The organism is Pedobacter polysacchareus (assembly GCF_019802255.1).
GTDB classification, from domain to species: Bacteria; Bacteroidota; Bacteroidia; order Sphingobacteriales; family Sphingobacteriaceae; genus Pedobacter; species Pedobacter polysacchareus.
Window position 1 is genome coordinate 536875 of the sequence record NZ_JAHYSS010000002.1, and the last position, 15438, is coordinate 552312.

Annotated in this window: 14 protein-coding genes and 1 tRNA gene; 11 read left to right on the top strand and 4 right to left on the bottom strand. The window is 40.0% G+C overall.

Annotated elements, in window-relative coordinates; all coding sequences use genetic code 11:
• Nucleotides 1–18 precede the first annotated feature (18 nt).
• On the top strand, nucleotides 19–396 hold the full coding sequence (locus K7X70_RS06170; protein ID WP_222536226.1) for an Hpt domain-containing protein: 378 nt from the start codon (nucleotides 19–21) through the stop codon (nucleotides 394–396).
• On the opposite strand, the gene pssA is transcribed toward K7X70_RS06170, so the two are convergent.
• Together pssA and rho are read right to left on the bottom strand one after the other, a co-directional pair.
• Complete coding sequence (pssA, locus tag K7X70_RS06175) at nucleotides 380–1096, bottom strand: CDP-diacylglycerol--serine O-phosphatidyltransferase (RefSeq protein ID WP_222536227.1); 717 nt, start codon at nucleotides 1094–1096, stop codon at nucleotides 380–382. The two genes, K7X70_RS06170 and pssA, sit on opposite strands and share 17 nt — an antisense overlap.
• A gap of 6 nt (nucleotides 1097–1102) precedes the next feature.
• The gene (rho, locus tag K7X70_RS06180; protein ID WP_222536228.1) at nucleotides 1103–2779 is read right to left on the bottom strand and encodes a transcription termination factor Rho; all 1677 of its coding nucleotides are present in this window, start codon (nucleotides 2777–2779) and stop codon (nucleotides 1103–1105) included.
• Nucleotides 2780–3051: 272 nt separating this feature from the next.
• On the opposite strand from rho, the gene pyrF reads away from it, so the two are divergent.
• From pyrF to K7X70_RS06200, 4 genes are read left to right on the top strand one after another with little or no spacing between them, the layout of a single operon-like run.
• Complete coding sequence (gene pyrF, locus K7X70_RS06185) at nucleotides 3052–3882, top strand: orotidine-5'-phosphate decarboxylase (protein ID WP_222536229.1); 831 nt, start codon at nucleotides 3052–3054, stop codon at nucleotides 3880–3882.
• Complete coding sequence (locus K7X70_RS06190) at nucleotides 3879–4769, top strand: DMT family transporter (protein WP_222536230.1); 891 nt, start codon at nucleotides 3879–3881, stop codon at nucleotides 4767–4769. The genes pyrF and K7X70_RS06190 overlap by 4 nt, the downstream gene beginning before the upstream one ends.
• A gap of 51 nt (nucleotides 4770–4820) precedes the next feature.
• Nucleotides 4821–6101, top strand: a complete 1281-nt coding sequence (locus K7X70_RS06195; protein ID WP_222536231.1) for a DUF2851 family protein — start codon at nucleotides 4821–4823, stop codon at nucleotides 6099–6101.
• Nucleotide 6102: 1 nt separating this feature from the next.
• On the top strand, nucleotides 6103–6324 hold the full coding sequence (locus K7X70_RS06200) for a PspC domain-containing protein (protein ID WP_222536232.1): 222 nt from the start codon (nucleotides 6103–6105) through the stop codon (nucleotides 6322–6324).
• Between the two features lie 37 nt (nucleotides 6325–6361).
• Here the strand turns inward: K7X70_RS06200 and K7X70_RS06205 are convergent, their stop codons facing one another.
• On the bottom strand, nucleotides 6362–7012 hold the full coding sequence (locus K7X70_RS06205; protein WP_222536233.1) for an ankyrin repeat domain-containing protein: 651 nt from the start codon (nucleotides 7010–7012) through the stop codon (nucleotides 6362–6364).
• 319 nt (nucleotides 7013–7331) lie between these two features.
• On the opposite strand from K7X70_RS06205, the gene K7X70_RS06210 reads away from it, so the two are divergent.
• The 5 genes from K7X70_RS06210 (at nucleotide 7332) to K7X70_RS06230 (ending at nucleotide 14085) form a co-directional block, all read left to right on the top strand.
• On the top strand, nucleotides 7332–10028 hold the full coding sequence (locus tag K7X70_RS06210; RefSeq protein ID WP_222536234.1) for an FtsK/SpoIIIE family DNA translocase: 2697 nt from the start codon (nucleotides 7332–7334) through the stop codon (nucleotides 10026–10028).
• Nucleotides 10029–10044: 16 nt separating this feature from the next.
• Nucleotides 10045–10695 carry an outer membrane lipoprotein periplasmic chaperone LolA1 gene (lolA1, locus tag K7X70_RS06215; protein WP_222536235.1) on the top strand — a complete coding sequence of 217 codons (651 nt, stop codon included), beginning with the start codon at nucleotides 10045–10047 and terminating at the stop codon, nucleotides 10693–10695.
• A 38-nt stretch (nucleotides 10696–10733) separates the two neighbouring features.
• Nucleotides 10734–11498 (top strand): MBL fold metallo-hydrolase, encoded by a 765-nt coding sequence (locus K7X70_RS06220; protein ID WP_222536236.1) that lies wholly within the window; start codon nucleotides 10734–10736, stop codon nucleotides 11496–11498.
• Nucleotides 11499–11519: 21 nt separating this feature from the next.
• Nucleotides 11520–11603: transfer RNA gene (locus K7X70_RS06225), tRNA-Leu, on the top strand.
• Nucleotides 11604–11865: 262 nt separating this feature from the next.
• Nucleotides 11866–14085: an NADP-dependent isocitrate dehydrogenase gene (locus K7X70_RS06230; protein ID WP_222536237.1), complete on the top strand. Its 2220-nt coding sequence runs from the start codon at nucleotides 11866–11868 to the stop codon at nucleotides 14083–14085.
• Between the two features lie 80 nt (nucleotides 14086–14165).
• Here K7X70_RS06230 and idi read toward each other — a convergent pair whose 3' ends face one another.
• On the bottom strand, nucleotides 14166–14702 hold the full coding sequence (gene idi / locus K7X70_RS06235) for an isopentenyl-diphosphate Delta-isomerase (protein ID WP_255606943.1): 537 nt from the start codon (nucleotides 14700–14702) through the stop codon (nucleotides 14166–14168).
• Between the two features lie 193 nt (nucleotides 14703–14895).
• Here idi and K7X70_RS06240 point away from each other — a divergent pair, with 193 nt between their 5' ends.
• The gene (locus K7X70_RS06240; protein ID WP_222536238.1) at nucleotides 14896–15432 is read left to right on the top strand and encodes a hypothetical protein; all 537 of its coding nucleotides are present in this window, start codon (nucleotides 14896–14898) and stop codon (nucleotides 15430–15432) included.
• The last annotated feature ends 6 nt before the right edge of the window (nucleotides 15433–15438 follow it).

Consider the following 15438-nt stretch of genomic DNA (forward strand, 5'->3'; position numbering starts at 1 on the left):
TTTATTAGATTTGTTTTAATGATCGATCCAAATAAGAACAACGAACCACTTGACCTTACTTATCTGAAAGATATGTCTGGGGATAGCGCCGAATTTATTATAGAGATGTTAGACCTTTTTAAATCACAGACGCCTGCTTACGTGGCGGATCTGGGTAAGGCATTAGCAGATGAAGATTGGGCAAGGGCATCGAGCTGTGCGCATAAAATCAAACCTACATTTGCGTATGTGGGACGCGAGGATGCGAAAGACCACATGCAGATGATGGAAAGAAATGCCAGAGAACTCACTAATATTGAAGGATTGCCAGCTGCATTTGAAGAGCTTAACGCATTTGTTGCAGTCTTGTACAGACAGCTGGATGAAGCTAAAGCCGATCTTAAGAAACGGCTTTAACTTTTGTCGTTCTATTCTCTATAATGGATAGAACGATATATAATACTAAAATAAGTGGGATCGCCACAAATTTGAAGATCACTAATAATAAGATAGAAGCGATGATCAGGAGGTATCTGAAGCTATTTTCAGCAAAGCCGAAGCTTTTAAATTTTAAAGCGATTAGTGTAATTTCACTGACCAATAAATAGCATGCCAGGGGAATAAAAGCCAGGTATAATGCTATGGTAGTCGTAGAACTGTCTAAATAAAAAGAATCACTTTCATAGATAAATGGTACGGATGCAATCACTGCGGAGATGGCCGGAGTGGGTACGCCAATAAATTTATCAGTTTGCCTGGTATCAAGGTTGAATTTCGCCAGTCGGTAGGCAGAAAATACAGCTATAAAAAAGGCCAGGTAGGAAAGAATGGAGTAGTTCCCGTATATAAATGTAGCTTTCGGAGCCATCTGGAACAGGATCACTGAGGGCAACACGCCAAAGCTCACCATATCTGCCAAAGAATCCAGTTCTTTACCCATAGGTCCGCTCACCTTTAACAGGCGTGCAGCAAAACCATCAAAAAAATCGATGAACAGGGAAATCAGAATACAAAGGGCAGCCAGTCTTAAATCGTTGTTAAATGCGAAAACAATACCAATACATCCACTAAACAGGTTAGCGGAGGTAATGGCATTGGGTATCTGTTTTATGATCATTTCAAATTAGCTATTCATAGAAATCAAAAACTCTTCGTTAGTTTTTGTATTTCGGATTTGCTGTTGTACAAATTCCATGGCTTCCTGAGCATTCATGTCGGCCAGGTGATTACGTAAGATCCATACACGTTGTAAAGTGTCTCTATCGTGTAGTAAATCGTCTCTACGCGTACTTGATGCCGTAATGTCAATAGCAGGGAAGATACGTTTGTTAGATAATTTACGATCCAACTGTAATTCCATGTTACCAGTTCCTTTAAATTCTTCAAAGATTACCTCGTCCATTTTCGAACCGGTATCTGTTAAAGCAGTAGCAAGAATGGTTAATGAACCGCCTCGTTCGATGTTACGAGCTGCACCGAAGAAACGCTTAGGTTTGTGCAATGCATTGGCATCCACACCACCTGATAATATTTTTCCTGAAGCAGGAGCAGTTGTATTGTAAGCTCTGGCTAATCTGGTGATGGAATCTAATAAGATCACTACATCATGACCGCATTCTACCAGGCGTTTTGCTTTTTCCAAAACGATATTGGCAATTTTAACATGTCTTTCTGCAGGCTCATCAAAAGTAGAGGCAATGACCTCAGCTCTTACGCTTCTTGCCATATCTGTTACCTCTTCCGGACGCTCATCGATCAATAAAATGATCAGGTATACTTCTGGATGGTTTTTAGCAATCGCATTTGCAACTTCTTTTAGTAAATTAGTTTTACCAGTTTTTGGCTGTGCAACGATCAGACCACGCTGTCCTTTACCGATTGGGGTAAATAAGTCGATGATTCTAGTCGAATAGTTGTTGCTTTCAGTGAACAGGTTTAATCTTTCTGTAGGGAATAATGGCGTCAGGTAGTCGAAAGGAACACGGTCCCTTACATCAGCAGGTAAACGTCCGTTGATGGTTTCTACCCTCACTAATGGGAAATATTTCTCGCCTTCTTTTGGAGGACGGATACTTCCTTTTACGGTATCACCAGTTTTCAAACCAAATAGTTTGATCTGAGATTGTGATACATATATATCATCCGGAGAAGACAGGTAATTATAATCCGCAGACCTTAAGAAACCGTAACCATCAGGCATAATCTCTAATACCCCTTCATTGGTGATGGTATTGTCGAAATCCAGGTTTGAATAGCTGTTTTCGGTTTGTTTCTGATTGGCGTTGTGGCTAGGTGTTTTTTGTGGCCTGTTGTCTTCTCTTACCGGACGTTGTTTTTTGTTTTCCGTTTGAGGATTTGCTGCCGTTTCGGTTCTTACTTCTGCAGCAGTTGCTGGTGCTGCAGCTTGATCCTGAGCGGATACTGGAGCGTTAGTAATTTTCTCTTCTGCAACTGGTGTTGGTGCTGGTGCTTTCGATTGTGCCTGGGATGGCTCACTTTCGAATAATGCAGCTCTGTTAAAGTTGCTGTTCTTGCTTTCTTCTTCCTCTTTAGGCGTAATTCTGATCCTTTTTCTGGTAGATTTTTCAGCAGAGCTTTCTTTTACAGCTTTCACTTTTGGCGCTTTTGCAGGTGCTTCACTTTCAACAGGTGCAGCAGCTGGTTCTTGCTCTGCCATTTGAGAGATGATTTCAACCAGTTCAGCTTTACGCAACTCATCGGCATTTAGGATACCTTGAGTTTTAGCTATCTCCCGCAATTCGGCGGTGAGCTTTTCATTTAATTCTGTTTTGTTAAACATTATATGGGTGTAGAGAATATTTTAAAAAAAATTGTTTATCCAATTGAACAGAGCAAAAAATGCATTTATAAAAGATGGTATTGAACAAAATTTTATGGGATTTTCTGGAATGGTCAGATAAACTTTAGGGAATTATGCCACAATTGTATGTATTTGTAAATTAATCTCCAAGAAAAACTTTCAAATGTTTATAAAAATTACATTGAAAAGTTTAAAAACAAGACTTAAATGCCTACGAAATTTGGCATCTTTGCACACAAAATTACGCATAGATGAATAAAAAACAGCTATTTGAGCAGATCCAGATTAAAAAATCTTTTTTGTGTGTTGGGCTTGATCCGGTATTAGAAAATATCCCTCCGCACCTTCTAAAATACGAAAATCCAGTTTTAGAATTCAATAAGCAGATTATTGATGCTACGAAAGATTTGTGTGTGGCGTATAAACCGAACACTGCTTTCTATGAATGTATGGGATTGAAAGGTTGGGAAACATTGATCAAAACCTGGCAATATATGCCGGAAGATATTTTCAGTATTGCAGATGCAAAAAGGGGAGATATCGGCAATACTTCTGCGATGTATGCAGATGCTTTTTTCAATGAGGCTAAGTCGGACATGAGTTTTGACTCGGTTACCGTGGCACCATATATGGGTAAGGACTCCGTAAGCCCGTTCTTAAATTACAAAGATAAATGGGTGATTTTATTGGCACTGACTTCCAATGCTGGTCATAGTGATTTTCAATTACACCAGACTCCAGAAGGAAAATTATACGAAGAAGTGATTCGTATTTCTTCTCAATGGGCAGACAGTGAGCAGTTGATGTATGTGGTTGGGGCAACCAGGGGTTCAGAATTTAAAAATATCAGAAGACTGGCACCGGATAATTTCTTGTTGGTACCAGGGGTTGGCGCGCAAGGCGGAAGTTTAGCCGATGTGTGCGAGTACGGCTTAAATAAAGAGTGTGGTTTATTGGTGAATTCTGCCAGAGGCATTATTTATGCAAGTAAAGGGGAAGATTTTGCAGAACGTGCAAGAGAAGAAGCACTGAAATTACAGCGGGAAATGGAAGCAATTCTATTGGCTGCGAAATTGATATGACCCAAAAGACCGATTTAAAGCTGATCGGGGCTTTATTGGTAGTCGCCATTGTATGGGGGACTACCTACCTTAGTATTCGTGTGGCGGTAGAGACCATTCCTGCCTGGTTTGTGGCAGCGATGCGACAAACCATCGCTTCTTTGATCCTGATGACTATTTTGATCTATAGAAAAGAACTGGCCTGGATGGGCTGGCCCTACCTGCGTCGTCAGATCGTACTCTCTACGTTAATGGTGGTGATGGCCAATGGCATGGTGACCGTGGCAGAGGAAACGATTTCCAGTGGTTTAACTTCCCTGCTGAATTCCTTAAATCCTCTGGTCGTTTTTCTGGCCTGTGTGGCTGTTGGTTTACAAAAACCAAGCTGGAAGGGCTTTATAGGGGTCATGATCGCTTTTCTTGGGGTAGTGTTTATTTTTAGGGATGGCCTTAGTGAATTGCTGGATCCAAATTATAAAACGGGGATCATGTTTCTTTGTTTCGCCATCGGTGGCTGGACCATCGGCACAATTTATACGAAGAAAAATAGCCATAAGTCAGATCATATTTTACTGGACCTGTTTTATCAGTTTGCATTTTCGGCAGTAGCGCAGTTTGCGCTGGCTTTCCTGTTTTCAGGAACTACTTCGCTGAGCAATTGGAGTTTGCATAGCCTGTTGGCAGTAACCTACCTGGCGGTATTTGGTTCTGTATTGACTTTTTTCTGCTATCACTACGCCTTAAAAAGGGTTTCGCCTACAGAGGTTTCTATCCTTACTTATTTTAATACAGTGATTGCCTTGTTTTTGGGCTGGCTGATTTTAGATGAGGTGATTACGAAAGATATTGTCATCGCAACGGTATTGATTATTACCGGGGTATTTATTACGAATTATAGAAGGAAATAATTTTTTTATTCTTTGGTGATAATTCAGGTCTTTATAGTTAAATTAGACTATATGAGATTCCCTGAAATTTTTCTTCATTTTATCTGGCAATTCCGACTGTTCCAGGTACTGAATCTGTTTTGTACCACAGGGGAGCGCTTGTGTATCAAGGGCGTTGGAATGGCCAATAAGCATGCAGGGCCGGATTTTAATCAAGCAAAACTGTGTATCGGCGACCGTACCTGGATTGGTGATGTAGAAATCCATTTGAAGTCATCCGACTGGTTGTTGCATGGTCATCAGGATGATCCAGCCTATGATGCCGTGATCTTACATGTGGTTTATGAGCATGATCAGGTGATTTACCGGAAGGATGGCAGCTTGATTCCGGTGCTGATCCTGAAAGACCTGTTTCCAGAAAGCCTTTTACAGCATTATGAAGGACTAGTTCATTCTATCCATTCTTTTCCCTGCGAAAAACAAATTCATAGGATAGATCCGATCGTCATAAACGGTTTTTTATCCAGAATGATGATTGAGCGATTGGCACAAAAATCGGATTTGGTGTTTGATCACCTGGCTAAAGTAAAGGGAGATTGGGAAGGTACTTTTTATCATTTCCTGGCTAAAAGCTTCGGTTTTAAGGTGAATGAGATTCCTTTTGAACTTTTAGCGACTTCATTGCCTTTGTCGGTGATTCGGAAACACCTGGATCATCCTTCTCAGGTGGAAGCTTTGGTATTTGGACAGGCCGGGTTTTTAGTGGGAACTTTCATAGACGCCTATCCCCGGAAATTGAAAAAAGAATACCAGTTTCTACAAAAAAAGTATGGATTGACACCTATTGGAGTGGGGGCCTGGCGATTTTTGAGAATGCGGCCGCAAAATTTCCCCACCTTAAGGTTGGCGCAATTTTGCGCTTTGCTGTTAAAATCAGATCGTTTATTTTCCAGGGTGCTTGAGCTGGAAGAATTGCCGGAATTAAAGCAGCTGCTGCAAGAGCTTCCTGTCAATCCTTATTGGAAAACCCATTATCACTTTCAAAAAGAGACAAAAAAAGTAGAAATTCAACTGGGACAGCGCTCCATTTTACACCTGATCATGAATGCCGTTTGTCTTTTTGCAGCGGCTTACGGTAAATATTCAGATCAGCCGGATTTGATGAATCGTGGCTTGCAGCTGCTGGAACAAATGCCTGCCGAAAGCAATGTAATCATCAGCCATTACCAGCAAGCGGGTGTAGTGATAGAGAACGCTTTTTTCTCGCAAGCAGTCCTTCAACTAAATAAATATTATTGTGCTCAAAAAAAATGCTTAAATTGTGGTATCGGAATCAAGATATTAAACCAATAAGATGTTCCAACGTATCATTACATTTTTTGAAAAGCAAAGTTTTGGGGTATGTACCTATCTTGCTGAACGATTTAACATATCGATCAGTAAAATCAGGTTGTTTTTTATTTATTCTTCTTTTCTGGCAGTTGGTTTTCCAATTATCTTTTACGTTCTAGCCGCTTTGGTGCTGGATGTGAGACATTATGTAAAAAAAATCAGGCTACGCATCTGGGATGTTTAATTTCATTTATCATCTTTTGCCTTTGGTTTGGAAAGCTTTAAACTTTCAAAATAGCCGCGATCTCCGGAAATCCTTTTTCATCAGCAAGGTCTGTTGGCAATTTGCCGCCTTCCATTCTAATGTCTAAAGCTGCTCCATGTTCCAGTAAGAGGATAATGATCTCTATATTTCCAATTTGTGCAGCGGCATGTAATGCGGTTAGTCCTGCTTGTTGTTTGGCATTTACATCGGCACCCGCCTCTAAGAGCATTTTGGTAATGGCAAAGCTTTTTGCCGCAACGGCGGAATGAATTGGGAAAACGCTGAATCCATTACTGGCAGGAATGTTCGCGTCCGCCCCTTTGAAAAGCAATAGTCTGGTGATTTCTTCATGGCCGAAATAAGCGGCTAGTCCTAAGGCAGTGAAGCCATCTTTTGAAGTTTTATTGAGCAGTTCCGGTTGCTGTGCCAGTAAAAGATCTGTTTCCTGAAATTTACCTAGTGCACAGGCTTCAAAAAGCGTAATGTTTTTCACAAAGCCGGCGATTATCCCTGCAGTGACAGGTTTTTTATAATAACAAGCGAGTAGTAGTGGTGATATCCCATGACTGGTTTCCTGGCTGGTTAGTTCCGGATGCTTGGTCAGCAAATCAGAAATCTCTTGTTTATTGTCTGTTTCTATTAGCGTTTCGAGCTGAGAGATGTCCATTGTTAGATTTAGATCTTAAAATACGGGAATAAATTAACAAATTTTAAATGATATCAACATAAAAAAAATCCCAGCAGATAAAAATACCTGCTGGGATTAACCTTAAAACAAAACTTATCTCTAATTAAAACTTAAACGCTACAGGTATGACTATGATTGCGTTAGAAGGTTTAATCGGTATTGAAATGATGGCTGGGTTTCTCTATTTAAGCAGTTAAGAATTTTTGTTTAATAAGTATACGTTTAAATGTATTTATAATAACTTAGTACATACAAGGATATGTTTTATATTTGTTGTGTATAATATTAGTCACGAAAAATGTCGGTAAGGGGAAATCAATTCAGGTCCAATTCGTTTAAAAACGAATCTGGCGATAAACAGAGCTCGAAGTCAACAACGTCCAGACCATCAACAGAAAGATTTAACATCATGCCGCGCCTGGATTTTCAGAATGGCAGGTTGTTTAAGATCATCGGGTTAGTGTTTGTGGTATTGTCTTTATATTTTCTAATTGCTTTTACTTCTTACCTTTTTACCTGGCAGGAAGACCACAGTTATGTAATCGATGCTAATGGCGGATGGGGTAATCTTTTTAAGACCTACGAAGAGCTACAGCAGGTAAATATCAATCCAGTGGTGTCTAATTGGCTAGGTAAAATCGGGGCTTTACTGGCACATCAGTTTATTTATGAATGGTTTGGTTTAGCTTCCTTCTTATTCATCTTTGTATTCTTTGTGATCGGCTACCGCCTCCTGTTTAAGGTGAAAATATTCTCTATTGAAAAAACATTGGCTTATAGCCTTTTCTTTTTATTGTTCATCTCTTTAACCCTTGGTTTTGCGCATTCCTTTATCAGCGATGCTCCGCATTTTCTCGAAGGGGAGTTTGGGTATTGGACGAATAAATTACTGACCGCACAAATTGGAAAGGCTGGCGTAGCTGGATTAATTGGCTTTTTGGGCTTATCAATCCTGATCATTGCCTATAATATTGACTTTAAATTGCCGGAAAGGAAGAAAAAGGAAATGATTTTACCTGATCTTTCAGAAGAAGAGGAATTAGGGACTGATAATGAAATGCGCTCAGAGCCGGTAGAGTTTACTTTAAATGACCGGTTGGCAAGAGATCAAAAAAGAGAGCAGCAAACGATCAGGCCTTCCAGCAGGTTTGAAGAAGCTGAAGAGCGGGAATTGGAGCGAGACTCCATTCCAGCATATCGTGCTTCAAATTCACCGGCAGCTTCACCATTGGCTAATATACAGCTGGAAACTACTCCGGTAACTCCAAGTCCAGCTGAAGCTGTTGTTCCACCGGTACCGCCAGTATTGCCACCAGCCCCAGTAATGTCGGCAGTAACGATGCCTATGGAAATTACACCTACTCCTGAACCGGAATTAGAGCTTACACCAGAATTAGTGCCAGAGGAAGAACCAGAATTGGAATTGGTGATTGAAAAGTCGGAGGATGAGAAAACTTCTGATGAGCTGGTGAAACAGTTTGGTAATTATGATCCTACTTTAGATCTGGCGAGTTACAAATATCCTGGTCTGGATTTATTAGAGAATTATGGTTCCAACAAGATTCCTGTGAATACGGACGAATTGGAAGCGAATAAGAATAAAATTGTCAATACGCTGCTTCATTACAACATTGAGATAGATAAAATTAAAGCAACGATTGGTCCAACGGTCACCTTATATGAGATTATACCGGCACCGGGAGTGAGGATTTCCAAGATTAAAAACCTGGAAGATGATATCGCTTTAAGTTTAGCGGCTTTGGGAATCAGGATTATTGCTCCAATGCCAGGAAAAGGTACAATTGGTATTGAGGTACCTAATTTACACCCAGAAATGGTGTCTATGAAGAGTATTCTGGCCACAGAGAAATTTCAGACCACCACTATGGAACTGCCAATTGCCATGGGTAAAACCATTTCCAACGAGGTTTATATTGGTGATTTGGCGAAAATGCCCCATTTATTGGTGGCTGGTGCTACGGGGCAGGGTAAATCGGTGGGGATCAACTCCATTCTGGTTTCGCTGCTTTATAAGAAACACCCTTCACAGCTGAAATTTGTACTGGTCGATCCTAAGAAAGTAGAGTTAACCTTGTTCAATAAAATTGAACGTCACTTCCTGGCTAAACTTCCAGGAGAAGCAGATGCGATTATTACGGATACCAAAAAGGTGATCAATACGCTGAACTCTTTGTGTATTGAAATGGATCAGCGTTATGATTTGTTGAAAGATGCTCAGGTGAGAAACCTGAAGGAATACAATGAGAAGTTTATCAAAAGAAAACTGAATCCGAATAATTCACACCGTTTCCTTCCATACATTGTATTGATTGTGGATGAGTTTGCGGATTTAATGATGACTGCTGGTAAAGAAGTGGAAGCGCCGATTGCCCGTTTGGCGCAGCTGGCACGTGCGATAGGGATTCACCTTGTATTGGCTACGCAGCGTCCTTCAGTAAACATCATTACGGGTACAATTAAAGCGAATTTCCCTGCCCGTTTGGCCTTTAGGGTATTGTCGAAAATTGACTCCAGAACGATCCTGGATAGTGGCGGTGCCGATCAGCTGATTGGTAGAGGAGATATGTTATTGTCTACAGGAAATGACCTGATCCGCTTGCAGTGTGCTTTTGTGGATACACCAGAGGTAGATCGTATTTCGGAATTTATTGGCAATCAAAGGGGGTATCCGGAGGCTTATCAGCTGCCTGAATATGTAGATGAAGCTGCAGAATCGGCGAAATTGGACTTCGATCCTAAAGACCGTGACTCGATGTTTGAAGATGCTGCACGCTTAATTGTGATGCATCAGCAAGGTTCTACTTCGTTGATTCAAAGGAAGTTGAAATTGGGTTATAACAGGGCAGGCAGGATCATTGATCAGCTGGAAGCCACAGGTGTGGTTGGACCTTTTGAAGGTAGTAAAGCCAGAGAGGTACTGATTCCAGACGATTATGCTTTGGAACAGTTCTTGAATGACCTGAAGAATAACTAATCCGAAATAGAAATAGATGAAAAAGATAATATGGTCGTTACTGGTATTGACAGGTTTTGGATTTTCCAGTTACGCACAGCAGGATGCGAAGGCAAAAGCAATATTAGCAGAAGTAAGTAAGAAATATCGTTCTTTTGATGTGGTTAAGGCAGACTTTACCTTTTCTTTAGACAACCCGCAAGCTAAACTTAAAGATAGTCAGCGAGGGACTATCATCGTCAAAGCGAAAACTAATAAGTACCGTGTAACGATGACGAATCAGGAACTGATCAGCGATGGTAAAACACAATGGACTTATTTAAAAGAAGATAAAGAGGTACAGGTGACAGATGCAGACCACAGTGGTGATGCATTAAATCCTGCTCAGCTATTTACAATTTATGAAAAGGGCTTTAAATACGGTTATACCGGCGAAAGTAAGGTTGGAGGCAAAGTTTATCAGATGATTGATCTTGCCCCTATAGATGTCAGTAAATCTTATTTTAAGATCCGTCTGGGAATTGATAAGGTCGCAAAACAGATTGGTACCGTAGTTATTTTTGATAAAGGCGGAAACAAATACAGCTATAACGTGAGCAAAATGGTGACCAACCTGAAGGTTCCGGAAAGTACTTTTTCTTTTGATGCTAAGAAGTATCCTGGAGTAGAGGTTGTAGACTTAAGGTAATTTGTTATTTTTGAAGATATGGTCTCAACTCATCAATTTTGAAGGTTACATTTTTAGGCACAGGTACTTCCCAGGGCATTCCAGTGATTACTTGCAATTGCGAGGTTTGTCAGTCGGCAGACCATAAAAACAAGCGGTTAAGGGTTTCTGTACTGCTGGAAATGGGAGATAAGACGATCGTTATTGATAGTGGTCCTGATTTCCGCTACCAGATGCTGCGCGCAAATGTCAAAGACCTGGATGCCATCTTATATACACATGAACATAAAGACCATGTGGCGGGTTTAGATGACATCAGGCCTTTTAATTACCTGCTGAAAAAGAACATCGACATCTACGCGACCACACGAGTTCAGGATGCTTTAAAAAGAGAATTCTCCTATATTTTTGCAGATACGCATTATCCAGGATTGCCTCAGATAGCGCTGCATACGATTACAAATCAGCCTTTTGAAATTGGCAATACTACCGTGATTCCATTAAATATCATGCATTATAAGCTGCCGATTTTGGGCTTCCGGATTCATGATTTTACTTATATTACTGATGCCAAGACGATTTCTGAAGAAACAATTGAAAAAGTAAAGGGCACAAAGATTTTGGTGATCAATGCATTACAGCATGAAGAGCATATTTCTCATTTTACACTAAAGGAAGCAGTAGCTTTTGCACAAAAGATAGGGGCAGAAATGACCTATCTGACCCATATCAGCCATAATTTAGGCTTGCATGAGGAGGTGGAATGCGAATTACCAGAAAATATTAAATTAGCTTACGATGGTTTAAGTTTATTCTCCGAATAAATATATATTTGCGATAGAAATACCCAGGTGGCGAAATTGGCAGACGCACCACCTTGAGGGGGTGGCGCTTGAAAAGGCGTGGCAGTTCGAATCTGCTTCTGGGTACTTAATTAAGCCTTAGAGAAATCTAAGGCTTTTTGCTTTTCAGCCATTTCGCTCCCAAGCTACATCTCAGCAATAGCATCTTGATCACCTTCTGTCCATATCGGTCAAAAACATGCAATTTACAGGCTATATTAATCCCATAAAATACATTACTATGTTCCTTTAGTCGATCGTTTATTTTATATTTAGGCGATTTTAAAATATGGATAGGTTTACCATTAAAAATCTATCAAATAATTAATCTTATAAAGCAAAAATCAATATGTCGAATACATCAAAAATTATCTACACCAAAACCGATGAGGCGCCAATGTTGGCAACCTATTCACTTTTACCAATCGTACAAGCTTTTACCGCATCAGCAGGTATTGATGTAGAAACGAGAGATATTTCTTTAGCAGGTAGAATTTTAGCAAACTTTCCTGAGTTTTTAAAAGACGATCAAAAAATAGGTGATGCTTTAGCAGAGCTTGGTGCATTAGCAACCACGCCAGAAGCTAACATTATTAAATTACCAAATATTTCAGCTTCTATCCCTCAGTTGGTAGCGGCCATTACTGAGTTACAAGGACAAGGTTATGCTTTGCCAAACTATCCAGATAACGCACAGACTGAAGAAGAAAAAGCAATAAAAGCCAAATATGGCAAAGTATTGGGTTCGGCAGTAAATCCGGTTTTACGTGAAGGTAACTCTGATCGTAGAGCGCCTAAAGCGGTTAAAAATTATGCAAAAGTAAACCCTCACTCTATGGGTGCATGGTCTGCAGATTCTAAAACCCGCGTAGCCAGCATGAGCGAAGGTGATTTTTATGGTTCAGAGAAATCTCTAACCCTTGCTGATGCAAGTCAGTTTAAAATAGAATTTGTTGCTGAAGATGGAAGTGTGGCTGAATTAAAAGGTCTGGCTCCTTTAAAGGCAGGTGAGGTAATCGACAGCTCAGCTTTAAGTCTAGCTGCTTTGAAAGCATTTGTAGCTAAAGAAATTGTAGCCACAAGAGCTGAAGGAACTTTATTGTCTGCTCACTTAAAAGCAACAATGATGAAAGTTTCTGATCCACTAATTTTTGGTGCCATTGTAGAAGTTTACTTCGCCGATGTGTTTGCTAAATATGCGGATTTATTTAAGGAACTGAATGTAGATACGAGCAATGGTTTAGGTGATGTGTATGCAAAAATTGCTGGACATCCTAAACAGGCAGAAGTGGAAGCTGATTTAGCTAAAGCAATAGAGAATGGCCCGGCCTTGGCAATGGTAAATTCTGATAAAGGAATTACTAACCTACATGTGCCTAGTGATGTCATTGTAGATGCTTCAATGCCTGCAATGATTCGTAATTCAGGCCAGATGTGGAATAAAGAGGGTAAATCCCAAGATACGACTGCTTTAATTCCTGACCGTTGTTATGCAGGTGTTTACACGGCAACAATTGATGATTGTAAGGCAAATGGTGCTTTTGATGTAGCTACCATGGGTTCTGTACCTAACGTAGGTTTAATGGCTCAAAAAGCGGAAGAATATGGTTCACACGATAAAACTTTCCAGGCAAAAGCAAATGGAACGATCCGTGTAACAGATGCAGATGGCAAAGTTTTCTTCGATCAGAAAGTAGAGAAAGGTGACATCTTCCGCATGTGTCAAACTAAGGATGCGCCAATTCAGGATTGGGTTAAATTAGCCGTAAACAGAGCTCGTTTATCAGCTACGCCAGCAGTTTTCTGGTTAGATGAAAACAGAGCACACGATAGAGAAATCATTGCAAAAGTGAAAAAATATCTAGCTGATCATGATACTGAAGGCTTGGATATTAGCATTCTTGCACCAATTGAAGCCACTAAATTTACTTTGGAAAGAATCAGAAAAGGCTTAGATACCATCTCTGTAACTGGTAACGTATTGCGTGATTACTTAACAGATTTATTCCCGATTTTAGAATTAGGAACTTCAGCTAAAATGCTATCAATCGTACCTTTAATGAATGGTGGTGGTTTGTTCGAAACTGGTGCTGGTGGTTCTGCCCCTAAACACATCGAACAATTTATCGAAGAAGGTTATTTACGTTGGGATTCATTGGGTGAGTTTTTAGCTTTAGGTGCTTCTTTAGAGCATTTAGGTCAAACACAAAACAATGCAAAAGCTTTAGTTTTAGCAGAGACTTTAGACGCAGCAACTGAAACTTTCCTGGCTAATGATAAATCTCCAGCTCGTAAAGTTGGACAAATTGATAACCGTGGTTCTCATTTCTATCTGGCTTTGTATTGGGCTCAGGAATTAGCAAAACAAACTAAAGATGCTGATTTACAAGCTAGATTTACACCATTGGCTAAAGCATTAAGCGAGAATGAAGCTAAAATTGCTGGCGAATTAATTGCTGCCCAAGGTAAACCACAAGAAATTGGTGGTTACTTCCATCCAAATGATGAATTGGCAAATAAAGCAATGCGTCCAAGCGAAACTTTAAATACTATTTTAGCTTCTTTATAAGCGAATTGAATGATATCGGCGTCCTGATGAAAATCAGGGCGCTTTTTTTATGCTATACCAAGCTTTGTTTTGAATAAAGCCTATATAGATATTTTACGGTATTGATCCATCACTTGATCAAAGCATATTTTTAGCCATTCCGTATAGCTGTCCTTATTGTTTTGTAAATCTAGCTCCAGCGCCTCCATGCTGATGTATTTAAAATCGGCAACTTCCAGCGGGTTTGGAATAGGCAGTGTATCGCTGCTGCCAAAATAAACATGGTCAAACTCGTGTTCCACCAACCCATTTTCAACTTCAGCACGATAAGCGAAACTAAAAATAGGTCTTAATTCACATTCCATGCCCATTTCTTCTTTTAACCTTCTTTTCGCAGCATCGGCAGTAAGTTCTCCAGGTCTGGGGTGACTACAGCAGGTATTGGTCCATTTTCCTGCAGAATGGTATTTGTCAAGTGCGCGTTGCTGCAATAATAATGCTCCAGAGCTGTTAAAGATAAAAACAGAGAATGCCCTGTGAAGTTCGCCTTTAAGGTGTGCCTCTAATTTTGGCATGGTGCCAATTGGATTGTCATTTTTATCAACCAGGATCACTTCTTCTTCTCTCATTAAATTCATCTTTTCTTTTTCTGTAGCTGCAATTTTATATACCTAAAAATGGGGAACTGCGAAGTTCAGCATTTTTCTTAATGAAAGCAGTAAATGGATGTTTTTTTCTGATAAGCTTGATCAATATATGTTGATTTCCTCTTTTTTCTTTGTACTAATCTTTATGATAATGATTATATTAGTTTACACTAATATGACTATTATGAAAAGATTGCTCATTCCAATGCTGGCATTACTGCCGTTTAGCCAATTGTATGCTGTGGAAAGTCATCCGAACGCTAATGTAAAAAGTAAACTTTCTATAATTGATGCCTCAATCCCTACCGTGGATACAGCAAAAAAAGAACCGAGTGCTAAAGAATGGGCGAAAATGGAAAGGCAACTTAAAAAACAAATGCCAAAGGATCTGGCTAAAATAATGGTCAAACAAATGAGGTCAGTGATGCCTGGTAACGGGGGTCTGATTGATGCGGCCTCCATGTCTAAATTTGCCATACAAAGTGAGGCTTTTTCCACTGAGATGGATGCTTCATTGGATAAATCAGATTATGAATTAGAGCGTAAAGAAATCATAGAGGTATTTAAAAGTATTGAGTTTGAGAATGCTTCCGACCGTAAAGCGGCTCGAAAAGAGATGAAGCAAGACCTTCAACGCCTTAAAGAAGCCTATCAAAGATCCAAAAGTCGGCTAAATTCACAGAATAGGGAAGTTATAGCCCTTAATGTATCACCCAGTTAACGATGA